The sequence below is a fragment of the Paenibacillus sp. FSL H8-0034 genome, assembly GCF_038000305.1.
Taxonomy (GTDB): Bacteria; Bacillota; Bacilli; order Paenibacillales; family NBRC-103111; genus Paenibacillus_S.
The window spans coordinates 5,743,962-5,770,039 of record NZ_JBBOBS010000001.1; the positions used below are offsets into that span (position 1 = coordinate 5,743,962).

Sequence of the window (26,078 nt, forward strand, 5' to 3'; positions counted from 1 at the left end):
TTAAAAATATAGATATTTAATTTAATTATCATTGAACTAGAAAGCTACAATAAATATAGAAAATCATCAAATTAATACTTTATAACCAAATTAATGAAAATTATTCGACATTTATTTTCAGATCCCTCTTTTTTTCAAAATAAAGATTTATTTTCTTTTTGACTCACTCTCTTAGGTAATCAAATCGTAGTATTACAGCCTCATTATTGAACCGTAAGAATGTGAAAAAAAGCAATCACCTGTTTTCACAGGGAATTGCTCTGTTTCTGTCTAGATATTAAACGTGGAAACCCACGTATATCTTTGTTAAGTGGCGAAGCTATTACACCGAAGCATTTAACCCTATTCTTACCGTCGCTGCCGCGATCTGAACCTGCTCCATTTCATTGATGCTGCCAAATTTCAGAGAACGCAGCAGCACATTGTCCTGAATTAAAGACTCAAATTCCATGATACTGCTTCGGGTTTCGTCATCTGCTTCAATGATAAGCTCCACTCGTTGATCAATCGGTAGATCGTATTTCTTGCGAAGATCCTGAACGGCACGGATCAGCTCACGGATCATCCCCTCTTTTTCAAGCTCCGGTGTGATGGTTGTGTTCAGTGATACGGTCATTTGATACCCAGTAGCCGATGCGTAGCCGATCTTGGCCTGACGTTCGATTAACATTTCCTCCGTAGGAACACGGACAAGCTCTCCGTTTGCTTGACGGTAATCCACATAACCAACCTGCAGTGCCTTCTTGATTTCCGACTGCTCCATATTTCGCAAGCAGGACTGCAGGCCGGATACGAGCTTCCCATACTTGGGACCTGCTACCTTCAGATTCATTTTCAGAGCATAATCAGTTAAATTATCATCATGCTGCTCGACTCGAATCGATTTTACATTCATTTCATCCTTAATGATTTCCTCAAAATCAGCAACATGGAGCGTTTGATCCGTAATTACGATCAGCTCCGATAACGGTTGACGGTTTTTGATCGCTGTATCATTACGGATGTTGCGGGCCAGCTCCACAATTTGCCGGGTACGAGCCATATTATCCTCCAAAGCTGCATCGATGGCTGTTGAATCCAGGGCAGGATAATCAGCCAAGTGAACACTGCCTCCATCCGCCAGGTTCATGTAGATTTCATCAGCGAGAAATGGGGTGAACGGTGCTATCATCCTGCTGATATCCAGAAGCACCTGTCTCATGGTCCGGTAAGCAGCACATTTGTCCTCTGTCAGACCATGACCCCAAAAGCGCTCCCGTGAGCGGCGGATATACCAGTTGCTGAATTCGTCGACAAGACCTTCAATGGCTTGAGCCGCGGTTATAAAATCAAAGCCTTCCAGGCTTTCGCTCACCACAGATATCGTATGGTTAAGCCGGGAAACGATCCAGCGATCCAGCAAATGGTCAGAACCTGTCTTCTGGTCCAATGCATGTTCATAATGATCAATAGTCGCATACATCACATAAAAAGAATGGGCATTCACCAGCGTATCGATGACTTTGGATTTGGCTGAAGCTACAATATTTCGCGAGAAACGTTTGCTTAACCAGGGTGCACTGTCTGCCAGGAGCGCCCAACGGAAAGCGTCCGCACCAAATTCCTCGATGATCTCCCACGGATCGATGACATTGCCTTTACTTTTCGACATTTTCTGACCATTCTCATCGAGAATATGACCTGTTGCCATCACCGCTTTATAGGGAGCTTTACCTGTGAACAGTGTGGATACGGCTAGCAAGCTATAAAACCATCCACGAGTCTGATCGATCCCCTCGCAGATGATGTCCGCCGGAAACTGGTCGGCAAAGGCTTCCTGATTCTCAAACGGATAATGGTGCTGGGCAAAAGGCATCGAGCCGCTGTCAAACCATACATCGATCACTTCAGACGTCCGAACCATTTCACCGGCGCACTCAGAGCAATTCAGCTTCACGTCATCGATAAAAGGTTTATGAAGCTCCAAATTATCCGGCAAAGGCTGTACGGACCGGGCACGTAAATCAGCTACGCTTGCTGGAGCATGCTCGCATCCGCAATCCTGACAGACCCAAACATTCAGCGGGGTTCCCCAGTAACGGTTACGGCTTATGTTCCAATCGACCAGCTCATCGAGAAATTTGCCAAAACGCCCTTCCCGAATATGACCTGGATACCATTCCACAGAACGGTTATTGGCAATCATTTGCTCCTTGATCGCGGTTGTTCGGATAAACCAGCTTTCCATCGCATAATACAAAAGCGGTGTATGACAGCGCCAGCAGAAAGGGTAGCTATGCTCGTATCTCTCCTTGGCAAACAGTAATCCCCGCTTGGACAGATCCTTGACAATATCCACGTCACAGTCTTTAACAAATCGACCGACAAATTGCGGAACAGCCTCGGTATAGCAGCCGTCCAAACCGACCACGCTCAGCATGCCAATCCCCTGCTTCTGAGCCGCGCGGTAATCATCCTCCCCGTGAGCCGGAGCGATATGCACGATTCCCGTGCCGCTGGAGTCGCTGACAAAGTCTGCACCGATGACAACATATCGGGTTGGAGTACCCGCTGCATTCGAATTCGCTTGATTCGTTGTACGTTGGGGCTCGTCATTTTCACTTGGATAAGGAGCTTCATAGGTAGTACCCACAAATTCATGGCCTTTATGCTCGGACACGATCTCATAGGTGCCTTGTATCACCTGGGCGAGCAGACTTTTGGCCAAAATAAGCACTTCGTCGTTATGCTTCACTTTGACATAATCCAGATCGGGATGAACAGCAAGCGCCGTATTGGCCGGCAAGGTCCAGGGTGTTGTGGTCCAGGCAAGGAAGCTCTCACCTGCAGGAGTCCTGAATTTAACAGTCGCACTTAGATCCTTCACATCCTCGTAGCCCTGCGCCAATTCATGAGAGCTTAACGTCGTTTGACAGCTTGGGCAATATGGACTGACGCGATGACCCTTATTCAGTAAGCCTTCCTTGTGAATGTGGGACAAAATGTGCCATACACTTTCGATATAATCGTTGGATAACGTCATATACGGCGAATCCAGATCGGTCCAATAGCCGATGGACTCCGTCAGCTCGCGCCATTGCTTTTCATATCGGAAGACACTCGCTTTGCATTTTTCGATAAACTTTTCGACGCCATAGGCTTCAATTTCCTGTTTGCCCGAGATTCCAAGCTCCTTTTCCACGCCCAGCTCTACGGGTAAACCGTGGGTATCCCAACCCGCTTTACGCAATACCTGGTAGCCAGACATGGTCTTGTAGCGGCATATAAAATCCTTGATCACTCTTCCCAGCATATGCCCGATATGGGGTGCCCCATTGGCAGTAGGCGGCCCTTCGTAGAATACAAACCTCGGCTTGCCTAACCGCTGATTGATGGACCTGGAGAATGTTTGCTCCTGTACCCACTGCTCATATACCCGCTTTTCCCTCTTGGCTGCCTGCTCTTTCACATCAACTGTACGCATACGATCGACTCCTTTTGGTAATCAAAATATTTGTAAAAAAACAAAAAAATCCCGCCCCTGTAAGGGACGAGATTGAACTCGCGATACCACCCTAATTCTGTGTTAAGCTAACTTGCTAGCCATCACAGCACCTCAAACTACGCACCAACATGCGCGGCCCTTGTAACGGCGGGATCCCGTTAAAGCTTACTGTAACTTCAGCTTTACTTCTCGGAGAGGATTTTCTACTAACACATGAACATTGGCTTTCAGCAAAGCGCCAACTCTCTGGGGAACAAGTGATTAATATACTCTTTCTCGTTAACGAATTTGAATGATGTTGAACTTAATCTACTTTTACAACATTTTCGGATGATTGTCAATGGGGAGGTCTGTTGGCTGTACAGGCAGACGCAGGAAAAAGCTGCTGCCTTCTCCTTTGGTGCTTTGCAAATCTAATTTGCCACCGAGAAGTCCGGCCAACTTCAAGCTGATCGATAAACCAAGCCCTGCTCCCCCATAGCGGCGGGTAAACGTACCATTTTCCTGTTGAAAGGCCTCGAATATCAGATGCTGCTTATCCTGTTCAATCCCGATGCCTGTATCCTGAATGCGAAATACGATCCAATCCTCCAATTTTTCAAGCTTATCTTTTCCGGACGGGTAGACCTTATCCATATAGATTTGCATGGTAATGCTGCCCTGGGCTGTAAATTTGACCGCATTCGTGAGCAAATTACGTAAAATTTGAACCAGCCTCTGAGCATCGGACACAATGAACACAGGGACATTCTCCTGAAGATCCACCTTGAATTGCAAGCTTTTCTGATCTGTAATTGGAACAAATTGATGCTGGACAAGCTGGACCAGTTCATGTACAGACACCATTTCCCATACGATTTCCATTTTACCAGTTTCCATTTTGGATATATCCAGCATATCATTGATCATCTTCAGAAGCTCATCGCCCGAGGTATGAATAATCTGGCCATAATTGATCTCTTCCTCCGAATAGCGGGACCTGTCCTCCTCCTGAAGCAGCTGGGATAACGCAATGATGCTGTTCAGTGGTGTTTTTAGCTCATGAGACATATTGGCAATAAACTCGGATTTATATTGGGAGGCCAGCTGCAGCTGCTGTGCTTTCTCCTCCAGCTCCCTTTTTTGCTTGCGCAGGACCAAATTCATCGTTTTATTCTTCTGCGCACGCAGCTGTTCCTCATAGAAATCCTTCAAAATGAATACGAAGAAGGCATTCAACAAAAGTGCAGCCGGGTACGTATAAGGGGCAATATGCTGCAAGTAATTGAGCCTCGGTATAGATGCAAAAGTAGCGATGCCGATCACCTGAAGCGTATTCATCGAAATGATGGAGATAATAGCTTTTCTATTGTAGCTCCATGCTTTTTTTCGATACAAGGCAACCAGAAATGCAGCCAGACAACCGAGCAATAAGATATTAATGGAACCGGTAAATGCCTGAGCCGTGAACCCCGCAATCGTATACCGAGAGATGGCAATTCCGACACTAATGATCAGCACGAGCCGGGGATCGCGAAAAAAAAGCGTACCAAACACGATCGGCAGTGCACGCAAATCGAACAGTGTCGATCCTTGTCCCTGCACACCAAAAAACATGGCAAGCCAGCCCGCAAAAATGAAAATGCCGACTAGGCCAGCCTGTTTCACTTTCCAGGTTGCATGTTGAAATATGTATTTAAAACATAAATTAAATAAATACGCAGACGTTATCAGGACACTCAAGCTAATCAAAAATGTAACAAAATAATTAATGGCCATCCCCTCCCCTGTCTATTGTACAGGATATATCAAATAACAACACTATGACTGCTTATTAAAGTTAACTTTTCGCTAGGATTTTCGTATAATAAATCGTAAGCTTGTACGATAGGGAAGCGATAGGTATCGCAAGTTACGGAGGCATTCTGATGAAAACCATGGATTCAATCCTGTTACAAAGTAAAATCACACTGCCTATTCCCAGAGAACGCCTGATTCCAAGAGAACGATTGGTCGATTCTATAACCTACGGCCTGAAGGGCCGTCTTACCTTAGTCTGCGCCCCCGCCGGTTTCGGCAAAACCACCCTGCTGTCCCAATGGGCATACACCCGGCAGCTGCCCTGTGCCTGGTTATCTCTCGATGAGCGGGATAATGATATTATTCGTTTTTGGCGGTATATGACCCATGCGCTAGCCAGGTCCGTACCACCAGACAACGGTAAGCAAATGCTGCAGCTGGCTGATGCGCTACCTACTTTATCGACGACTTCCTTTCTGGATGCTCTGCTTAACGAGCTGTTTGCTCTCACGCAGGATATTGCTGTCATTATGGATGACTATCACACCATTCAGAACCCGGGTATCCATGACAGCGTATCTTATTTGATCGATTATTTGCCCGAGACCACACATATGATCATCTCCAGCCGCGCCGAGCTGCCATTTCCGACGATAAAATGGATGGCTAAGGAGCAACGCAATGCGATTGATACGCTGCAGCTGCAATTTACAGCGATGGAAACCCAGCAATTTTATCAGGAGTTATCGGGGGCAGAGCTAACGCATCGGCACATTGAGCAGTTGGTGCAGCAGACAGAGGGCTGGATTACGGCGCTGCAATTAGTATCGCTTTCCCTGCGAACCGAAGTCAATTACGACCGTTTTATAGAAGCCTTTCAAGGTAATCACCGGGATGTATCGGATTATTTGTTCCACGAGGTCATGAACAAGCTTCCAATCGATATTTACCAATTTCTTGTTCAAACATCGGTTCTTGGCAAGCTGGAGGCTTCGATTTGTAATGCGGTCACCGAAAGTACGAATGGTGCTCTAATGCTGGAGACTATCAAAAGCCTGAATCTGTTTCTGATCCCGCTCGATGATCATAATGACTGGTTCCGATATCACCATTTATTTTCTCAATTTTTGCGAGGGCTGCTGAAGAAAACCGATCCTGAACAATGGCTGAGATCCAACCGAATGGCAAGTGCGGCTTTTTCGGAACTTGGCTTGATGGATGATGCTATCGATCATGCTATAACAGCAGAGGACTATCCATTGATGGAAACCTATTTGGAGCAGCACATTCCAGCTATGCTGCAGCGTGGGGAAATGACCACCTTATTGAACTGGTTTCACAGCGTCCCACAGTCGTTCATGCTTTCTCCTGAGCTGTCGCTTTTATATGCCTTTATACTTGTCGTGACCAGCCAACTGCCGCAAGCAGAGATCCAATTGACCCGTATTGAACGAATATGCGTAAGTATGGAGCAAAAGGATCGCCAGAAACAGCTGCAGAGTGGGATTTTGTTCGTGAGATCCAATCTCGTGTTTGCTAACGGGGATTTCGGCAATTGGTTTACCTATACGCAAGGAATTCTTGAACACAATTTACCCAAGGACCCGATCTATTATAATTTTAATTACAATCCGAACGAGCCATTGGTTAGAAGAACGGCCTTAGGGTTAAAAGGAATGCTTACTCCGGATACGGAAACGATTGGTACCTTGTTCACTGGTGTGCTCGACGCACATGGCTGGCAGGATTCACTGATCAATTTATACGTAAAGCAATCTCTATGTGAGGGGTATTACGAATGGAACCGATTGGACGACTGCCTTCGACTGCTTCCATCGCTCACAAGAGCCGCATTGAGCAAGCAGGTACCTGGACTACATATCCCCGTCATAATTACACAGGCACGCATTCATCTTGTAGAGGGACATTACCAATCGGCTCACGATCGAATTGAGGAGGCATTGGAACTGGCATTGCAGCTTTCCTATAAGGCTGTCTGGGTCGAAACTCTTCAACTGTTCCGAATCCGAATATATCTGCAGGAGAACCGGATTTCCGAGGCCAAGAATCTGATCGCTCGGTTGGGAATATCGCATAAGGTCAGACCCACCTTCAATCAAGAGTATGCCTACCTGACGTTAGCCAGACTGCTCGGCCAACAACGTAAGGAACCTGAGGCTCTACGTCTGTTGGAGCAGTTGAAGCCCCAATCGGAAAGAGAGCAGCTGCTCTCCAGCCTCGTTGAAATTTCCTGCTTACAAGCTCTATTGGAGGCTCAGCGCGGACAGAGGAAAATGGCCCTGATATATATTCACGAAGCGCTTGCTATTGGAGAGAGGAATGGCTATATAAGGAGTTTTCTTGATGAGGGCACAGCGATGCGAAAACTACTGACAATGTACCATAACCATCGAGAAGGACAAGCTTCTGAAACGAAATGGACAGGTGTCTCCGAAGCCTATCCAGCGATGCTGCTACAGTTATTTCATGAGTCTAGCACACCGTCAGCCGAGCATGCCCCCCTTCCTGCTGAGCCGCTGAATCGGACGGAAATCAATCTGTTACGCTTAATCCGCCAAGGTCTCACGAATAAGCAAATGGCCGCAGCGCTTACGCTATCCGAAGGGACGGTTAAGGTATATCTCTCGCGTCTATATGAGAAGCTTCAAGTATCCTCACGTACCCAGGCTATGGCTGCTTCACAAGAGCTGGAGTTGGAAGAATAATCGATCTAGCCTGCTGATGCACAGCAAAGAGCACCCCTGTGGAGTGCTCCTTGCTGCCATTTAACTTCTTTTCATGGGAGTCGATACTACGGTATAACCTTGGTTCCAATCTGGCTCAAAATAATAACGACGTCTTCACGATTGAATTGTCCATCTCCGTTCAAATCATGTTGTCCAAAAGCTGCCGTCATATAAGTAATAATCTCATTGATATGAATCCCGTCATGCTCGACATCCAAATCAACCAGCCTTTGTTTCAACTGCTGAAGGGGGTTGCCATAGACAATCGTCCGACCAGCAGCGGCGTTCCCTTCTCCGATCAAGCTGACCACAGCTCCAGCTTTAATATCAAATTTCACTTCATCTCCGGGCAGCAGTTGACCGCTTACGTTCAATTTCACCTCTGACGATCCTTGTGTATAGACGACTTGTGCTACCGACAAATCAGAGTTACGGGATACATTTTTAATCGTATAGTAAGTGGGATCGCTACTCGCCCGCAGCAAAGGTTCGGAAAATGTCAGCTTCGCCTGCATTTCTTCAAGCACGAGATCATTAAGAGCTGGCGTTCCCGGTAGAATCACTTTAATCGTATATTGCAGACTTGTCCCGTCCTGCGCGGTTACATGTATATCTATCACATTTGGCAAGCCGGATGCCAGCTGTAACCTCAGACTATCCATACCGCTTTGAACGGTTGAATAACTGCCTCCGTTGATTCGCACCTGGATCGTTGCAGCATTATTACCTGCTGACGAGACTGGCTTTACGGTGAGTTCATAGATAGACTGACTTACCGTTAATGTATAGTCTGTAACCTCGGGTGAAAAAGCAAGATTTCCTGTGGAAACCGATAAGCTGGATAAGCTGGCGTCACTATTCTTCAGTCTCTCTACGGATAGCGTGTAAATTTTTGCAGCTGCCGTATCCTGCATCACTACTTTGATTTCCACTGTGTTGCTGCCCACGATCAGAGGAACGGATACAGGATATCCGCTCGAAGCTTGTGTATCGCTGCCTCCATTTATACGGACATATACAGCTGCTCCAGTTGGGTCTGATAAGGTTGGCGTTATAGCCAAGCTGGACGTGGGATAGGGAACATTCGCCATTGTGTAGAAAAATGTGCTGCTCGCAAAGGGTTCGTTCAGATTACCCGGCGTCACAGCTAAACCGCTTAACGTCGCATCATTATTTTTTCGAATCACTTTGATCGTATACTGCTTTGAGATGCTCGTATCCTGGGATAATACTTCCAGCGTGATCGTATTGCTTCCTACTGCCAGCGGCATGCTCAATCCGTAGCCGCTAGTTACCGGCGTGTAGCTGCCGTCATTCACTTTAATATGAACAAAAGCACCAGTCGGGTCCGATAATGTCGGCGTCACCATCAATGTATCCGTTTCATTACTCACATCAGGCAATGTATAGGCTGTCTGATTTGACTGAAAAACCGGGCTTATAGTACTCCCTGAGACGGCTAAGGCACTTAAATCCGCATTTGTGTTCGCGGCCCGCGTGACCGTAACGGTATACGTCTTATTCACGTTTGTATTGTAAGACTTTGTCTGAACAGTAATGATATTGCTTCCTACATTTAAAGGTATGGAGCCCGATGTAGCTCCATTAGCTGCATTCGAATCATTGATTTTGACGGAGGCTGCAGCGTCATTCAATACTCCAGTAATCGATATACTGCTCGTCGCATAAGACACGTCTGCCGTATATTTCGTTATATTGGATTGAAAATTCGGATTTAACGTCGTTTCATTTGAACGCAAATCCGTCAGGTCGGCATCATTTGTGTCTGGAAAATATACGTGAATCGTATACGTCTTGGTCGTCGTAGTATTTGTTGCCGTGACTCTTAATTGAAATGTGTTATCTCCCCGATTCGTACTTAGGTATCCGGTCGACGCATAATACGCCACCCCAACCCAACTGCCTCCGTTCATCGAATACTCCATGGTTGCATCGGAGTTCGCAGTTGTTGCTGCTGTGTAGAAGCCTGCTTCAGAGCTGCGCATTTTCACCCAATATTCTGTTATCGATGGAGAAAAAGCAGGTGACAACGAACCCGCACCTTCATGAATGCTCGATAAATCGGCATTCGCATCATTAACCACGGCCTGCGCTTTCCATGGGATTCCAATAATAAGTATGAATGCCGTAAAACTAACGATTAAAAATTTAGCTATTCTCACAAACTTCCTCCCCTAAAAAAGTCAAAATATGACTGTATAATATAATAAGCCCCTGTCATTATATCATAGCTATTATCCATTTTAATGCATATTTATAAAGTTCGTAGAGTCCAAAAAACAAAAAATAACACCCTATCCTAACGGACAAAGTGTTATCGTAATCCATATTTATTTGACAAACATCATATCCGTGTAATAGTAATACTTGCCTGGCGACGTAGTATCCAGCGTAGCTACCGGGAGGATATACACTTCAAGATCTTCTCCCTGTCCTGTCACTTCCACCTCAACCACATGTGTTCCTGCTGCAAGCGTAACTTCATACAGCTGTTCTATCGCTGGACGGTGGTAGGCCGGCATGAATTCGACGATTTTCCGGCAATCGATCACGGTTTCGCCATTCAGCCTAACAGAAATTGGAGCGTTAGCGGCTGCGATCAGACGCAGCTTGCGAGTTGAAGGATTATATAGATTTGTTCTCGCACGATACGTGCCAATCATATTACCTTCAGAGACAGCTTGCCAATTGATTTTGTTTCCTGCACACACAACTTCGATACCATTCTCTGCCTTAGTCGGTCCCCATATCGTCCAATATGCAGCACCTACCAGAGCGAAGGGGATACGTTCCTCAGACCATACGTGTCCATCATGATAACGCGTCCAATTCAATGTCAATCGATAGGATGACTCAGGCTGTGAAGAAGATTTGACAACTACTTTCCAGCTCGTTGATTCACCAGGATTTAAACGAGTCTCCTGTGCAGCAGGTCCACTCCAGTCCGCTGGAACTTCCAGTGACAAGCTGCCTTCCAACAAAACCAGTGAGCGATTCGTCACGGTGATAGTAAGGGTCTTGGACTGATCGATTGCAATCGCTGGGCCTTCGTCTCCATAGTTCAGAACAAGCTCCAGATTCGGCTGGCTGGATGTACCTTTTGGCAGCAGATAACGGTTTTCCGTTACAGGACGATTCCACATGGCCTCTATACTGTCACGTTCCTCCACTCTATCCTGAAAGGTAGTAGGAAGCTCTGGATGAACAATAATTCCTGTATGCCATGCAGCCAGAACCTGCTTCCCGACAGCTATCGTACGCCGTGTAAGCTCATCCAGATTTTGCGGAGCCGGAAAGCCTTTGATCGGGGGACTGATCACGACACGATCACCGACGGGCTGCACCCATTTCGCAGGCAAGCCCTCAGGACCGAGAATCATACCCAATATGGCACCCAAGGTAGCCGCCGTACAATCCGTGTCGTAGCCGCAGTTCGTCGCTTTCAGAATCGCATCCTCGAAGTCTTTTCCATAAAGCCAGCCGAGAATCGTAAAGGCGATATTTTGTGGAGCGTCCGTAAAGTTCTCCCGTCCGTGATGGTCCAGAATCAGAGCTCTTGCCTCGATCCAGTCTTTGCCTTCCTGATGCCACCGCTGCAAATCCCTGACAGCAAGCGCGGTGCGGCAATCAGATGGTATATAACGTAGCCCGATTTCTATCAAACGGTCACGGTCCTGCTCAAAGAAGATAGCGCTCTCAATCGCAGCAAACAGCATTTCGCCATATACGCCTTCTCCCCCTGCATGGTCAACTGTTGCATCCTCATATGCATAGCGGGCTGCTGTTTCCGGTGCACCCGGTGCTACCATCGCCCAGATTTCCGAGCGGATTGGGGACCCCATGCAGTTGTTAAACGGATTGTTGAACCAGCCGGCTACCGGAGCTATCAGACCTCGTCTCAGATTCGTCAGCGCGTAGCCATATTCATCAAAGGGGAAAAAGATATGATCCACCCATTCCTGCCCCAGTTCCTTGTTAGTTAAAGACGGTCCATATTGCTCCAGCGCATGCAGCCATACGAGCTGCAGATCCAGATCGTCATTCTCCAAGGGACCATCCGGAAGCTCAGGATAAAAGTCCAGATTCAGCAGTTCCTTCACACCCTCTACCGGTGCACCCAGCGTGCCCCCGATATTTTTACCCAACCAGCCTCCATAAACGATTCGATAGTAATCCTGTTCATTCAAAATGCTTATAGTCATCACTGCAGCTCCTTCTGATCTTTGGTATACTGTTGAGTATAAGGTCAGACCCCGGAAGATAGCCATGCAGGTAATTACGATTTGCAAGCAGTAAAACCTTGGAGGAAGCCATGTATTATTCACTTTCCAGACTCTCGGCACTTGATGTGAAATGGGCCGATTTGTTTGATGCCAATCAGGAATCCTTTCAGGAATTCCATCACAACCCTTATTACGAATTGATTCTGGTTGCCGATGGAACGGTTTATTTGCAGGCAGGTGAAGAGAAGCTAACGCTGCAGGCAGGTGATTCCCTGCTATTAATGCCATGGGAGCAGCACCGCGGCTGGCAACCCAATGAAAGGCAGGGGCAGTTTTTTTGGGTTCAGTTTGCCTCCACTCCCGATATTACCGAGCTGGACTATAACCGAGCACCCCAGCTTAAAATCGTCCATGCGCCTCCAGGCCAGACATCGACCGCCCAGCAGCATTTTGAAGAAGCATTGGTCCTGCCAAGACGGTTTCAAACCCGCAACAGATACAAGCTGCTCAGCTGCTTTGAGGAGCTTGTCCAGCTGCTAATAAAGCCCAAAGGCTATTTCCGCTTTCAGGCAACGCTGCTGCTAGGAGAAATCCTGTTCATCTTAACAAGCGAATTTCTCGAGCAAAGCCATACCGACAGTGCGTTCCCATCTTCCTATACAACCTTCCGAAAGCTGTTAAGTCATATCAATAACAACTACGAAACCGATATTACCAAAGAAGCTCTTGAGCTGATGACCGACAGGAAGTATGAATATTTATGCCAGATTTTCAAGCGATACACAGGCACCACAATGGTCCATTACATGCATCAATTAAAAATCCAGCAGGCCAAGCACCTGCTCCTTCACACGGCTCAAAGCGTTCAGGAAATCGGTCAATCGGTAGGTTATGCCGACCCGTTTTATTTCAGTCGAATATTCAAGCGAGTCGAAGGCATTTCCCCTCAGCACTTCCGACAAAAATGACAGGTGTTGAGCGACAATCAGCGGTTAATGAACGTAGATCATCTTTTTGGTCATACCACCGTCTACCGTCAGGTTCGTGCCTGTGACAAAATCATTCTCAGGGTCAGTCAAGTACAGGCAGGCACGTGCAATATCCTGCGGTTTTCCAACACGCTGCGCTGGATGCTGTTCATGATCCTCCGTGCGAAGACTGCTGTAGTCACCCGTTTCGATCCATCCCGGATTAATCGCATTCACCTGAATCCCGTCAGGGCCCAACGAAACCGCAAGCGCATGCGTTAATGCATCAATTCCCCCTTTGGATGCGGCATAAGCCTCAGTATTCGCTTCCGACATTGTCGACCTTGTTGAGGAAATATGAACGATCGAGCCTCTCCCCTGCTTCTTCATCACCTTGGCCGCTTCTCTCGAACACAAAAAGCATCCTCTTAAATTCGTATTCATCACATAATCCCATTCATCCATGTCCAGCTCATAGGGAGATTTGGTTATGCCAAGACCTGCATTATTAATCAAAATATCAATACGCCCAAATCTGGCTTCAATTTGCTGAAAAGCAGGGGCTATCGCCTTACCGTCACTAAGCTCCAGTTGTATCGCATAAGGCTCGAACCCCGATTGCCGCAGCAGTTGACTGGTTTCCGCCAGCTTGTGCTCATCCTTATCTATAAGTACGACCTGGGCGTTCTCAGCTGCATAGCTCACAGCAAGTACCCTTCCGATACCGCCTCCCGCTCCCGTAATCACAACCACTTGATTCTCGAATTTGCTCAACGTAAATGCTCCTTTCAGGAATAGGTTACTGCACTATTATAACCGAACCAGACACCAGCCGCTTATTCCGACTCTCCACGAATGGCAGAAGGTTGACCTTGTTTGGGCCTTGATATACCATGTTAATGTCGGCAATACGATAACAAATGATATGAGGAGCGATCAATATGGAATTGCGCAATAAAAAAGCACTGATTACCGGGGCAGGAAAAGGTATCGGAAAAGCGATAGCGATCGCATTAGCCAAAGAAGGCGTTCATCTGGGGATTATCGCCAGAAGCAGTATCGATCTGGAAACCCTTCAGGAAGAATTGACCACAACCTATGGAGTGGATGTGTTCATCGCAGCCGCCGATATTGCAATTCAGACAGAGGTTGATGAAGCTGTTGCCGCCTTGAGCTCAAGGCTTGGTTCCATAGATATCCTCATCAATAATGCGGGAACCGCACAATTCGGTACCCTGATTGATATGGAGCCCGCTCACTGGGAGCGCATTATACAAACGAATTTGATGGGCACCTATTATATGACCCGTGCTGTACTGCCAGCTCTTCTCAGCCAAAGCAGCGGCAGCATTATCAATATTGCCTCAACTGCCGGAGAAAGAGGCTTTGCAACGGGCTCCGCTTACTGTGCTTCCAAATTCGCCGTTCTCGGAATGACTGAAGCCTTGATGCAGGAGGTTCGCAAATCCAATATTCGTGTAACTGCTCTCACTCCAAGCACGGTAAATACAGAATTGGCTGTCAATACAGGATTGAAAATAGGTGATGAGGACCGCATGATGCAGCCGGAGGATGTCGCCGAGCTCGTATTGGTTACTTTAAAATTGCCAGATCGCGTCTTCATTAAGACCGCTGGAATCTGGACAACGAACCCGCAATAGCTTGCATCTGGATGTACTGTGTGTGGTCAACCTTCATTGGCAGAACCTTTCTCCTTCACATAAGGAGTCAGGTTCTTTTTTACACATTAAAGAAGCCCCACGCGGCTTCTGGACAACCAGATCGGTCTAAGGAGTATATAAAGTCTGAATATCGGCAGCACTTAACGCGTAGTTGTAAATGCGCACATCGTCAAGTAAACCGTTCATCGTACTGGCTGCAGCATGCCCGAGTGTTAATGGAAGCGAGCTTGAGATGTCTCCGCCCGTCAGACTGTTGTTCGTTCCAGCCAACACACCATCGACATACAGCTTAAGCCCAGTGCTGCGGCTGGCAACACCCACGACGTGATGCCATTGTCCATCCGTATAGGTTGCAGTAGTCTGCGCGGCATCAGCGGTGCTGCCATAGTCAAGCAAAAACCGCAGCGTGTTATTTGCCTCGAACCTTAACCAGTAGCCGTGATTCGTATCGCCCTTGTTGACGATATACTTTGTTGTGCCCGCTGCACTTGTCTTGACCCACGCCGAAACAGAAAAATCCTGGGTAGCTCCAAAGTCGAGATTACCATCAGCCGGATCATTCACCGTGACATAATCGCCACTGCCGGCAAAGCTTAGTGCGCCCCCGAACTTACCGTTAGCGGAACGGACCGCATTGACGATGGTCCCGTCATTTCCATTTCCTGTCGCATCAAGGGCAGCCGTTCCAGAAGCTTCATCCAGCTTCCAATGGGCTGTCAAACCATATACGGCCTGTACCTCCTTGCTCGTCAATGCATATCCGAACAGCTTCACTTCATCAATTTGGCCGTTCATGGTATTCGTCGAATTCGTTCCGATGGTCAACGGCAGCGAATTGGAAATATTCCCTCCAGTCAGGCTGCTGTCCTGTCCAACCAGTACCCCATCCACATACAGCTTAAGCCCGGCAATTCGATCCGCCGTACCGATAACATGATGCCATTTCCCATCCGTATAGGTTTCCGTTGACTGTGCGGCATCATAGGTGCTGCCATAATCGAGCAGAAACTTAATCGTATTATTAGCCTCGAACCTGAGCCAGTAGGAAGCGTTGGTATCGCCTTTGTTCACTATATATTTGATCCCACCGCTGCTGTTGGTTTTCACCCACGCGGAAACACTGAAATTTTGTGTGGTTCCAAAATCGAAGGCTCCGCTCGAAGGGTCTCCCAGATTCACATAATCACCGTTGCCAGCAAAGGTGAGCGATCCTCCGAATTTGCCATTGGTGTTATATACGGCATTAACTATAGTGCCGTTGTTCCCATTTCCTGTGGCATCTCCAGCAATCGACCCGAAGGTCTCGTCCAGCGGCCAGAGGCCCAGTAAGGAACGATCCCAGCGAATGAATGAAATTATCGCCCGATTCGGAACGACTGTGTTCCATTCATTGCTTGTAACCAGGCTTAGCTTGGGGGTGATCTCGGTGGTTCCGAAATTGCCAAGCTGGGCTCGATTGCTCGTGATCCCCATCGCAATACGTTCTGTGCTTTTCTTAAGGCGAAGTGTGATTGGATCGACCTCGGCCATCCATAAAGGAGCCCGATAACGAAAAATATCGGAATTGGATGTGTCCTGCCGTGTATACACCAGATACAGTGCACCCGGCTGTGTGAGCCAATGCATCTGGGTATTATTGCTTCCCGTCACTGTCGTTCCGTCATCCCACTTCAGTGTAACGGCAGACTGCCAGGTCAAACCATCGCTGCTTTTCGCCAGCCGGTTCTGGGTATCATCACGGATGGTCAGAAAGTACTCGTTGTTGAACCGGGTAAGTGAAGGCTCGATACCGGATCGGTTGCCATTGCTTCCGACATTGGCCACCGTTCCGCTTTGACTCACATATTGAAGCGTGCTTCCGTCAAACGAAGCCTTGACTACCTGCAGCGTCCCAAGCCCATCCAGCGAATTCAGCGGCCACAATATGGAACCATCCTCTGTCATATAGGGATAAACGCTGCCAGCATGCCCGTATACCCGAGGCCAACTGAATAAATACCAGTCGCTGCTCCAGGTCGAAGTTGCCGGATCATAGATGGCATAAGCCGGATAATTGTGCTTCTTGGCATAGCCATGAGCGACATCGTACGATTGGGCCATACCGAAGACAATAACCTTACCGGACTGCGCATGGTAGACAGGAACCGGATCGATCAGCATACCGGAATAGCCGTCCGGGAGCACTTTCCATTGGTACTGCGGAATGGTTGTGAACGAACTCCACGTTTCCCCCAGATCGCTGCTCTTGGTGTAGGCAATATCGTAGAACACATCACTTAAATTCGGACTTTCATTCGGATCCTTGGATACCGTACAAAGAATATCAGGTGAAGCTCCCTTCGGTATCGGTGTGCAGCGCAGATGCGTCCACCAGAAGTTGTTTTGTCCGTTGTTGGTATAAATCGTTTTCTCTTCAATGGTAAAGCTGGCAGCAGCACTGACGGAGGCAAAGCCAAGCAGCAAGCCTCCAGCAAGAAGTGTGAGTATGAGGAGGCGCACCACGTACAGGTCTTGTATTTTCTCACGAATAGACATTATATAGTCTCCTTTTAATGATTTATTAAGCGCTTACAAATAACCGTCATCTATCCCTCCTTCTCACGGTTTTAAGTATATATCCTCCTTTCCATGAGCCTGAAAGAGAGATGCCACTGGCATCTCCCATAATTTCAACTCTATATTAACATGAGAGCAATGGCGGTAACATGAGACGATCTCAAGATTTGGTGGACTTGCTCAAGGAGCTGCCGATTGCTTTCTAAATTCACTTGGAGTGAGACCCAGACGCTTTTTGAACAGACGGCTAAAATATTTCTCATCGGTATATCCGGTTTTCATGGCAATCTCATAGGTTTTTAAATTGGAGCCTTTCAGCAGCTGTTTGGCCTGGTCCAGCCGTACCTCCATAATATAATCCGACATATTCACTCCCTCTACCTGCTTAAACAGAAAGCTCAAGTAAACGGGTGACAGATATACTTCCTTCGCGATCGATTCCAGCGTAATGCTTAAATGATAATTATCCCTAATAAAATGCTTCGTTTTCTCCACAACTGCATTTTTCCCCGCCTTTCGCAGGTCCACAGTGATGGTGAATAAGCGCTCCAAATACAGCCAGATTTCATCCTCCAGCTGCTCCAGAGAGGCTGCTTCAATAAACCGCGAGATTTGATCGGTGGTCAGTAATTCGTCTGCCGTCAGTCTCGGATGCATTTCCACCAGCACGTGAGCGGCCGAGCTCATATTTTGCAGGGTCATCGATTTGGTCACTTGAACCGGATAATCGCGTTCCTTCAGATGGGTGACAAAGAAAGTCGTCCAGTCCCTCAGCTGCGCAGGGTTGCCAACCTTAAAGGCCAGGCGCAAGTCCTCATCTATCGGGTAAAAAGCAATCGACTTCTCCATAGCATCAGCATGCTCCCACTCCAGATCATCAAGCCAAATAACTTCATTAGGGCCTGTATAATATTTATACTCCAATGCCGTTCTGGCCGATTCAAAGCTGGCCTTGGCATCAATATTGAAGCTGGTACCGATTCTGGAAACACCTACGGTAGCATAATAGTGAAGCGTCCTTCGCAGGTTGCCGACTAATAAAAGCAGGTCTGTTCGCAGCTGTTCTTTATCGCTCGTGGAGCCATTAATCACAATAACAAATCGTTGATGCGCTTCATGAAAAATAAATTTGTGCTTCCAGCAGACTAACGTTTCTTCAGCAATATTGATAATAGCAAAATTCATCAGCTGCTGGTCCTCATAGCTGTAGGGCTTGGGATGATCGGGGTCCTCCTCCACCTCCAGCACGGCCAATACATAAGCCCCCTCCTTCAGCCCGATCTGTAAAAAGGCCGATTTTTCCGCAAAAGATTCTGCGTTAATTTTGGCTCCCTCCAGAAGCGACAGCATAAACCGGTAAACGATGAGCGGCAAATTTTCCTTGAGCTGGTTTTTGAGCTTCTTTTCCTCTTCCCAATCGCGTTTAATTTGCAGTAAAACCTTTAACAGCTGGTCAATATCGGGCGGCTTCAATAAATAGTCGGACGCACCGAGCTTAATCGCCTTTTGCGCATAAGCAAATTCATCGTGCCCGCTCAATATGACGGCTTTGATCGGCAGGTTTCTTTTACCCACTTCCTCCAGCAGCTGCAAACCATCCATTCCCGGCATCTGACAGTCCACCAGTATCAAATCAGGTTCGTGCTTATGTATAAATTCCAAGCCTTCTTTGCCATTCTCCGCTGCTGGAAGCCAGACAAATCCATGCTCCTCCCAGTTAATCAGCGCTCTAAGCGCCCGGGGCACAATTTCTTCGTCATCAATGACCATGATTTTCATACAATAACCTCCATTGCTCCTCACTCTCGATCATCGGCAGACGCAGTGTCACTTTAGTTCCGACGAACGGCTTGCTGTCAATCATAAGCTCATGCTCCGGACCAAACATCATCCGCAGCCGTTCGTTCACATTGCGAATTCCAAAGCCCTGCTTGCCGGAGGCGGAACCGCTTAGCAGCTGCTCCTTCTTGTCAGAACTCAGACCGCAGCCATTGTCCTCGATAACCATCACAATCTGATGGTCCACAATCCGACCTGAAATGATGAGCACACCCGGCTCGTTTTTCCGTTCGTTGAAGGCATGCAGAATCGCATTTTCAACAATTGGCTGCAGCAGCAATTTCATCGTCAAATATGAGCCTGCCTCAGGATCTATGTCATATTTAGGTGTAAACCGTTTTGGAAATCGTGCATGCTGGATGCTGATGTAGGCTTTGATCTGATTAATCTCCTGATCCAACGTATAGTAATCATGCCCCTTGTTCAATGACAGTCGGAACAGCTCGCTAAGTGAATGCACGACTCTTGCGGTCTGCTCATCGCCATTGATTTTGGAATTAAGAAAAATAAAATCAAGAGTGTTATATAAAAAGTGAGGCTCAATCTGGGTTTGCAAGGTTTTCAGCTCGATGATCTTTTGATGCGTCTGACTTACATACACCTTTTGAATCAATTCATTCGTTTCCATCACCATCTCGTTATATTTGTGGCTCAGCATGCCAATCTCATCCTGCGAGGTGACAGCAACCTTTTGCTTGAAGTCGCCTCTTTTAAAATTATTCATCGATTTCAACAGTATTTTGATAGGAGACGTGATACTCTTGGACAATACGACCGATATCAGCCCAACGACGACCAACAAGGTTAGTGATAACAGTAGGGTCACCTTCAATAGGATGCCATGCTGCTTGTGAATCACCTCTAGCGGTATAAAGCTGACAATATTCCATTCATACGGCTCGATGATGGTGCTGGAAACAAAATAATCCTTGCCCCCGATCGTGTAGCTTTCGGAGTGGTCCTTTTGAAATACCTTTTCCTTGAGCTTCAGGTCTTCAGTCAGCCTTTTTTTCAGAGCTGCATCCTCATGCTTGCTCGTAACCAGGTTATAATTATTGTCAAAAATAAAAATGTTTGCGGAATTGACGATTTCGATATCTTTAATGATCTCTCCAATAGAATCACGATTAACACCCATGAACAGCATCCCCAAGCTTTTATCATGGTCATAGGAATCGACAATTTTGCGGCCTACCATAATTTCATTGTAGCTGTGCCCAAAGGTAAAAAGCGAAGTACCGGAAAAGGTCCAGTAGGCACGCCCATCTCTGGCCGCGGTTGCGACATACAAGGGCTGATCCATCACTTCGGTATAAGGAATAACCTGGCGAAAATATTCGCTGAAGTCCCGGTACAGGAAGCCGTTCTCACCATAAATCACGAGGAAGGTCACATATTTTTTGGCGATTTTGATGTTTTCCAGATAATCAAAGCTGGCTCCTTCCTTTGTTGTCAGTGATTGGGACGCTTTGTCGCCGAGGACATGCTGCAGGCTTTCGTTATTCGTAATGTAGGAAGTGATATCCCCCGCATCATCCAGCATCAGCTTAATATTGTTGCCAATCAGCTTCATCGTTTGTGACTGATTACGGACGGACTCCTCCTCCAGAAAACGAGTCGCCATTGTATAGGAAAAGTATCCCAATGTAATTAAAGGGATCAAAACGAGCAGCAAGAAATACACGAACAGCTTGACCTGCAGACGTTTGAAAATGAACATAACCGGATGCCTCCCCGAAGCCGACTTACTATAAACGGTAAGAGTGTATGCCAAATGGCAGCCTACTGCTGAGCAGGCGGATGTTTCTCTCCATTCAATCTAACAGAAGGTGCTTTTAGTGTTCAAGGATTATTCGTCGATTGTGGATTTTCCCTTTATAAAGTCCACCAAACCTTTATTTTGTCACATTGTTGCAGATCGTTCAGGCAGATAAGATAGACAGTGTAGAAATTGAGAATGACCACAGGGAGGGTTAACCATGAATCAGAATATGAACAAATGGAACCGAGGATCGATCCGGACAGGTGCAGCCGCATTGGCGCTTACACTAGCACTTACGGGATGCGGGGACAGTAAGGCTCCTGCTGCAGCAACCGATAAAACAGCTAAGCCACAAGCAAGTGAAATCGATTGGAAAACGGTAAAAGCGGATATTCGCTTTGTGTTCCCGGGTACTTCAGAGGCGGAAAAAGAGCTGGCCGAGCAATTCAAGACAAAAATGAAAGAGAAATACCCGAACGTCAACATCGAGTACATGTATTTGTCCTGGACGGATATGGAGAAAAAGCTGGCTGTCATGATCAGCTCCGGGGATAGTCCCGATATTACACAAACCCAGGATGTAACGAACCTCGTGCAGCTTGGCGGATTGGAGGATCTCACACCTTACTTTCAAAAGCAAGGCGTGCAGCTGAAGAAGGAGGATTTCCTTCCGGGGACGATGGAATATGCCCAGCAGGATGGCAAGCTGTATGCGGTACCCAATCTCGCGAACTCCTTCACGTTGGTTGTCAATGAGAAGATGCTGAATGAGGCTGGCATGAAGCTCGATGAGCTGAAAACGTGGGCAGATGTGGAAAAAGCAGCCCAGCAGATGACCAAGGATGGCAAATACGGCTTTGGCTACCCGCTCGGTGTGCCCCGTTTTGCATTCCGTGTTCCGTTCACGGCCGCTTACAGCAACGATCTGGTGCTTAACGATACGACCGAGGCGAGCAAGAAAAAGTATCTGGAGACGCTGGAGCATTTCAAAAATCTCGAAGCTTACCAGCCCAAATCACATATCACCTGGGGTTATCCGGAAATGTTCCGCGCCTTCAGTAATGGTGAGGTCGGGATGATCGCAGCGGGAACGTATTTTACGGCAAATGTGTACAGCATCAATCCTGATATTGTCAAGGTTTCGCGGGCAATCGCTTATCCGAAGGGTCCTTCCGGCACGAAAGCCAAAGCTCCGGTATCCAACGTAGGTGTCGCGATGTTCAAGGGCAGCAAAAATAAAGATGTGGCCTGGAAGCTGATGGAGGAGTGGTCCTCACAGGAATATAACAGTACGCAGGCTGCTGTCGTTAACGTAACCGCTTTAAAAAGCACAAACCTCGACGAAATCGTCAAAAAAGCAGAAAAGGCTTACCCGAAAGCAATCGAGGGCCACAAAGTGCTGCTTAAGGATTTTAACGAATTACTGGCAACGTCCGGCGTACCGATGGATAAAATCCCCGGCCAAAGCGAGATGGAAACCGTCTTTCAGGAGCAGATCGTCAAGATGCTGACCGGTAAAAGCACAACAGAGGAAGCCTATAAAGGGATCAAGGAAGGCATTGACAAAATCAAGGATAAATTTAAATAGAGCTTGGACGGAATGGATGTGAAGAGAAATGTCGAAAATACTGGAATTTAGAGAAGCGGCTCCACAGGAAATTTTCCGTAGGGGCCGATGGAAATCTTTTGTTCACGCTTATGGCTTCGGTTATGTATTGCTAGCGCCTGTCGTACTGTACCTGATCGCTTTTCAATTTTATCCGTTGTTTGAAACGATCCGACTGAGCTTCTACGATTACTCGCTGATTTCGGGCAAACCGATGACATTTGCAGGCTTCGGAAATTACAAGGAATTACTGACCAATGACAAAGCTTTTTGGCGAATTTTCATTAACAGTCTCGTATGGGTTATCGGCTCTACGGCACTGCAATTTCTGATTGCCATCCCGGCTGCTTTGATTCTATTCTCCAAAATCCGTGGGCGCGGTTTATGGAGGGGGCTGATGATGGTACCCTGGGTATCCCCTGTGGTCATTATCGGCATCGTATGGAAATGGATTTATGACGGTCATTACGGGTTATTCAATTACTATTTAAAAAGTCTGCATCTGATCCAGGACGATGTCATCTGGCTCGGCCACGATACGCTGGTTTGGCCCGCTCTTCTGCTCACCTCTGCTTGGAAGGGATTCCCATACATCGCACTGATGCTTATTTCAGGACTTACAGGAATTTCCAAGGAAATGCTGGAGGCTGCCCATGTGGATGGAGCTACAGCCTGGCAGCGATTCACTCGCATTACACTGCCACTGCTCAAGCCGATCATGTATGTAACCGGACTGGTCAGCCTTGTGTCCTCGTGGACGAAATTCGAGATGATTTGGGCGCTGACCGGCGGCGGACCAGGCTATGCCACCAGCATACTGCCGACCTACCTGTATACGAACTCTTTTGTATATTTTGATTTGGGTAAAGGCTCAGCCATTGCATCCTTGTCCATGCTGCTCGTCATCATCATTGTTATGCTTTATTCTCGGCTGTTCGGCCGAAATATGGACTAGGAGGGGCTGAACCTGAAAGAATCCGCTGTACACCACATATCCAAATACATCTGGCTGCTGCTATTGATGGCTTTTACTCTGCTGCCCTTTTTCTGGCTGATCGATACGACGTTCAAAAAAGATACCGAAATGTTCGCGACCATCCCCACATGGTGGATACAGGAGCCTACGTGGCAGCATTACCTGTGGGCACTGAACGATAAGGGTCTGCAGCTAACCCGTCTGCTCATGAATTCCATTATTGTTTGTGCAATTACTGCTTTCATTACCGGCTTTATTGCTTGCATCAGCGGTTATGGACTGGCGAGGTATAAGGTCCCCGGTATCGGACTCGTCGTTATTCTAATCGTACTGGCGCAAATGATCCAGGGGCCACTAATCATGATTCCATGGTACAAGATGGCCTCCGCCTTTTCTCTATTAAACACGAAATCGATTTTGGTGCTCATCTATGGTACATTGACGATCCCTGTCGGGGTTTGGATCATGAGCGGCTTTTTCAAAACGATTCCTATCGAGCTGGAGGAAGCTGCCTACATGGACGGGGCCGGAAAGCTGCGAACACTATTCACCGTGATCATTCCTCTGGCGCTGCCAGGACTTGTAGCCATCAGCCTGTATGCGTTCATTCTTGGCTGGAACGATTACCAGTACGCGTTGATTTTAACCAACTCGATTTCAGCCAAGACGGTTCAGGTCGGGATCGCTGAGCTGATGGAAAGCATGGGCTCCACGAATTGGGGCGGACTCATGGCAAGCGGCGTCATCGTGATATTGCCGATCATCCTGATCTTTGCTTTGATCCAGAGATTCCTGATTGAAGGCATGACAGCCGGAAGTGTTAAGGGATAACCGACGATATCTTGCAGATACCTAGTTGATACCTTTACATCCGTAACGCCACATAGCCCATAATCAACGTTAATACAGCCAAGATGATCACAATATATATGAGCTTCCTAACCGACCTGTTGTTTTTCCTTTTATCGGCCTCTACATGAAGCACCTTCTGGACCGCATCAGCCATCAGATTAAATTTTTCTTCTGTTGTGTGAATGACGATTCCACCACAATGAGAGCAAAGTCGCTTAAACTCCGTTTGTTGAGAGCAGTGAGGGCACTCGACCATAATTTGTGACCACCTTTTAAAAAGAGCAGCCCACTTGTGGCTGCTCTACGATTATTTGTGTCATTCCGCTTGTTGAACTCTGCTTCAACTTGCTTATCCGCGCTTACTGCTGTTTGCAGCATCGCAGAACTGCCTAAGCGCCTGCTCCACAATCGATCTTGGGCAAGCCAGATTGATACGCAGCCAGCCTTCTCCTTCGGTCCCAAATACCGAACCTTCGCTAAATGCCACTTTGGCCTGACGGAACATCAAGTCCTTAAGCCCTTTAATGTCCAGTCCAAGCTCCCGGCAATCCATCCACAATAAGTAGGTCCCCTCCGGATATAACGGCTTTACTTCCGGTAAATGCTCAGCCAAAAAGCCAAGTGTGTAATCCAGGTTTCCTTTGACATAGACCATCATTTCATCGAGCCAAGCTTCGCCTTCATTATAGGCAACCTCAACGGCATCCTGTGCAAAATGCTGCGCCATATGCAGGCTAAGCGTTTTGAGACGATGATCGATTGTCCGTTTGAGGCTGGTATTAGAGGTCACGATAAAGGATGTGTGCAGTCCTGGCAAATTAAACGTTTTGGTAGCAGCCAGGCACGTAATCGTGATGTCGGCCAGCTCAGGAGACAACGATGCGAACGGTATGTGAGGGTGTCCCGGGAAGGTCAGGTCACAATGAATCTCATCGGAGACGACGATTACCCCATACTGCAGGCAAAGCTCTCCCAGCTTGAGCAGCTCTTCACGCTCCCACACACGTCCTCCCGGATTGTGAGGGCTGCACAGCAGCAGCAATTTGGCGCCACCCTTGAACAATGACTCCAAATGCTCATAATCCATCTCGAAGCGCCCATTTTGCAGAAGCAGCGAGTTTTTGGCAACAACTCGTCCATTGCTTTGAATCACATCATAGAAAGGGTAATACACAGGAGACTGGATGACTACCTGTCCACCTGGCTCGCTGAACAACTCCACTGCCAAACTTAGCGAGGTCACGATACTTGGTGAATCCGTTATCCAGTTGGTCTCAATATCCCAATTATGACGGCGTTTAAACCAGTTTACAATCGATTCCAAATAACTGTCCGTGCGGATTGCATATCCATAAATGCCCAGCTCGGCACGCTGCTTCAGTACCTTCTGAATGGCAGGAGGAGCCAAAAAGTCCATATCAGCTACCCATAGCGGGAGAATATCCGGTTCCCCGAACAGCTTGCCGCCTTGATCCCATTTATATGAGCGAGTATTCCGTCTATCGTTTAATTGATCAAAATTGTAAGCCAAACAAGGTCACCTCATTATCGATTTTTTAAAATTATACCATTAGTGACGAGCC

The 26,078-nt window shown here is 47.3% G+C and carries 16 protein-coding genes and 1 other annotated feature; of the genes, 6 read left to right on the plus strand and 10 right to left on the minus strand.

The genetic code is table 11. From position 1 onward, the window contains the following. Positions 1–322 precede the first annotated feature (322 nt). Together ileS and NST47_RS26025 are read right to left on the minus strand one after the other, a co-directional pair. Positions 323–3,463, minus strand: coding sequence for an isoleucine--tRNA ligase (gene ileS, locus NST47_RS26020; RefSeq protein WP_341157728.1), 3,141 nt, complete (start codon positions 3,461–3,463; stop codon positions 323–325). 59 nt (positions 3,464–3,522) lie between these two features. Further along, positions 3,523–3,776: a binding site (T-box leader), on the minus strand. Positions 3,777–3,799: 23 nt separating this feature from the next. Next, positions 3,800–5,215, minus strand: coding sequence for an ATP-binding protein (locus NST47_RS26025; RefSeq protein ID WP_341157729.1), 1,416 nt, complete (start codon positions 5,213–5,215; stop codon positions 3,800–3,802). 176 nt (positions 5,216–5,391) lie between these two features. Between NST47_RS26025 and NST47_RS26030 the strand changes: the two genes are divergently transcribed. Then, positions 5,392–7,989, plus strand: a complete 2,598-nt coding sequence (locus tag NST47_RS26030; RefSeq protein WP_341157730.1) for a LuxR C-terminal-related transcriptional regulator — start codon at positions 5,392–5,394, stop codon at positions 7,987–7,989. A gap of 86 nt (positions 7,990–8,075) precedes the next feature. Here NST47_RS26030 and NST47_RS26035 read toward each other — a convergent pair whose 3' ends face one another. Both NST47_RS26035 and NST47_RS26040 read right to left on the minus strand, forming a co-directional pair. Further along, the gene (locus NST47_RS26035) at positions 8,076–10,193 is read right to left on the minus strand and encodes a cadherin-like beta sandwich domain-containing protein (protein ID WP_341157731.1); all 2,118 of its coding nucleotides are present in this window, start codon (positions 10,191–10,193) and stop codon (positions 8,076–8,078) included. Positions 10,194–10,361: 168 nt separating this feature from the next. Beyond that, positions 10,362–12,233: an ADP-ribosylglycohydrolase family protein gene (locus NST47_RS26040; RefSeq protein WP_341157732.1), complete on the minus strand. Its 1,872-nt coding sequence runs from the start codon at positions 12,231–12,233 to the stop codon at positions 10,362–10,364. Between the two features lie 110 nt (positions 12,234–12,343). On the opposite strand from NST47_RS26040, the gene NST47_RS26045 reads away from it, so the two are divergent. Continuing rightward, complete coding sequence (locus tag NST47_RS26045; RefSeq protein WP_341157733.1) at positions 12,344–13,222, plus strand: AraC family transcriptional regulator; 879 nt, start codon at positions 12,344–12,346, stop codon at positions 13,220–13,222. A gap of 24 nt (positions 13,223–13,246) precedes the next feature. Here NST47_RS26045 and NST47_RS26050 read toward each other — a convergent pair whose 3' ends face one another. After that, on the minus strand, positions 13,247–13,996 hold the full coding sequence (locus tag NST47_RS26050; protein ID WP_341157734.1) for an SDR family NAD(P)-dependent oxidoreductase: 750 nt from the start codon (positions 13,994–13,996) through the stop codon (positions 13,247–13,249). Between the two features lie 167 nt (positions 13,997–14,163). Here NST47_RS26050 and NST47_RS26055 point away from each other — a divergent pair, with 167 nt between their 5' ends. After that, positions 14,164–14,883, plus strand: a complete 720-nt coding sequence (locus NST47_RS26055) for a 3-ketoacyl-ACP reductase (protein ID WP_341157735.1) — start codon at positions 14,164–14,166, stop codon at positions 14,881–14,883. Between the two features lie 126 nt (positions 14,884–15,009). On the opposite strand, the gene NST47_RS26060 is transcribed toward NST47_RS26055, so the two are convergent. From NST47_RS26060 to NST47_RS26070, 3 genes are all read right to left on the minus strand, one after another. After that, positions 15,010–17,439, minus strand: a complete 2,430-nt coding sequence (locus NST47_RS26060) for a sialidase family protein (RefSeq protein WP_341157736.1) — start codon at positions 17,437–17,439, stop codon at positions 15,010–15,012. Between the two features lie 201 nt (positions 17,440–17,640). Beyond that, on the minus strand, positions 17,641–19,239 hold the full coding sequence (locus NST47_RS26065) for a response regulator transcription factor (protein ID WP_341157737.1): 1,599 nt from the start codon (positions 19,237–19,239) through the stop codon (positions 17,641–17,643). Then, positions 19,220–21,019, minus strand: a complete 1,800-nt coding sequence (locus NST47_RS26070; protein WP_341157738.1) for a sensor histidine kinase — start codon at positions 21,017–21,019, stop codon at positions 19,220–19,222. The genes NST47_RS26065 and NST47_RS26070 overlap by 20 nt, the downstream gene beginning before the upstream one ends. Positions 21,020–21,278: 259 nt before the next feature. On the opposite strand from NST47_RS26070, the gene NST47_RS26075 reads away from it, so the two are divergent. The 3 genes from NST47_RS26075 to NST47_RS26085 all read left to right on the plus strand — a co-directional run bounded on the left by NST47_RS26075 (position 21,279) and on the right by NST47_RS26085 (position 24,474). Beyond that, on the plus strand, positions 21,279–22,649 hold the full coding sequence (locus NST47_RS26075) for an ABC transporter substrate-binding protein (RefSeq protein WP_341157739.1): 1,371 nt from the start codon (positions 21,279–21,281) through the stop codon (positions 22,647–22,649). A 28-nt stretch (positions 22,650–22,677) separates the two neighbouring features. After that, positions 22,678–23,622, plus strand: coding sequence for a carbohydrate ABC transporter permease (locus tag NST47_RS26080; protein ID WP_076236128.1), 945 nt, complete (start codon positions 22,678–22,680; stop codon positions 23,620–23,622). Positions 23,623–23,688: 66 nt separating this feature from the next. Further along, positions 23,689–24,474: a carbohydrate ABC transporter permease gene (locus NST47_RS26085; protein WP_240421002.1), complete on the plus strand. Its 786-nt coding sequence runs from the start codon at positions 23,689–23,691 to the stop codon at positions 24,472–24,474. 34 nt (positions 24,475–24,508) lie between these two features. Here the strand turns inward: NST47_RS26085 and NST47_RS26090 are convergent, their stop codons facing one another. Both NST47_RS26090 and NST47_RS26095 read right to left on the minus strand, forming a co-directional pair. Then, positions 24,509–24,751, minus strand: a complete 243-nt coding sequence (locus NST47_RS26090) for a hypothetical protein (protein WP_076236130.1) — start codon at positions 24,749–24,751, stop codon at positions 24,509–24,511. A gap of 93 nt (positions 24,752–24,844) precedes the next feature. Beyond that, positions 24,845–26,026 (minus strand): MalY/PatB family protein, encoded by a 1,182-nt coding sequence (locus NST47_RS26095; protein ID WP_341157740.1) that lies wholly within the window; start codon positions 26,024–26,026, stop codon positions 24,845–24,847. Positions 26,027–26,078: the final 52 nt, after the last annotated feature.

Bases quoted from the DNA above. Each gene is read 5' to 3' on its own strand.
- ileS (WP_341157728.1), bottom strand. From the start codon at position 3,463: ATGCGTACAGTTGATGTGAAAGAGCAGGCAGCCAAGAGGGAAAAGCGG.
- NST47_RS26045 (WP_341157733.1), top strand. From the start codon at position 12,344: ATGTATTATTCACTTTCCAGACTCTCGGCACTTGATGTGAAATGGGCC.
- NST47_RS26085 (WP_240421002.1), top strand. From the start codon at position 23,689: ATGGCTTTTACTCTGCTGCCCTTTTTCTGGCTGATCGATACGACGTTC.
- NST47_RS26075 (WP_341157739.1), top strand. From the start codon at position 21,279: ATGAATCAGAATATGAACAAATGGAACCGAGGATCGATCCGGACAGGT.
- NST47_RS26090 (WP_076236130.1), bottom strand. From the start codon at position 24,751: ATGGTCGAGTGCCCTCACTGCTCTCAACAAACGGAGTTTAAGCGACTT.
- NST47_RS26065 (WP_341157737.1), bottom strand. From the start codon at position 19,239: ATGAAAATCATGGTCATTGATGACGAAGAAATTGTGCCCCGGGCGCTT.
- NST47_RS26070 (WP_341157738.1), bottom strand. From the start codon at position 21,019: ATGTTCATTTTCAAACGTCTGCAGGTCAAGCTGTTCGTGTATTTCTTG.
- NST47_RS26060 (WP_341157736.1), bottom strand. From the start codon at position 17,439: ATGTCTATTCGTGAGAAAATACAAGACCTGTACGTGGTGCGCCTCCTC.
- NST47_RS26030 (WP_341157730.1), top strand. From the start codon at position 5,392: ATGAAAACCATGGATTCAATCCTGTTACAAAGTAAAATCACACTGCCT.
- NST47_RS26080 (WP_076236128.1), top strand. From the start codon at position 22,678: ATGTCGAAAATACTGGAATTTAGAGAAGCGGCTCCACAGGAAATTTTC.
- NST47_RS26040 (WP_341157732.1), bottom strand. From the start codon at position 12,233: ATGACTATAAGCATTTTGAATGAACAGGATTACTATCGAATCGTTTAT.
- NST47_RS26055 (WP_341157735.1), top strand. From the start codon at position 14,164: ATGGAATTGCGCAATAAAAAAGCACTGATTACCGGGGCAGGAAAAGGT.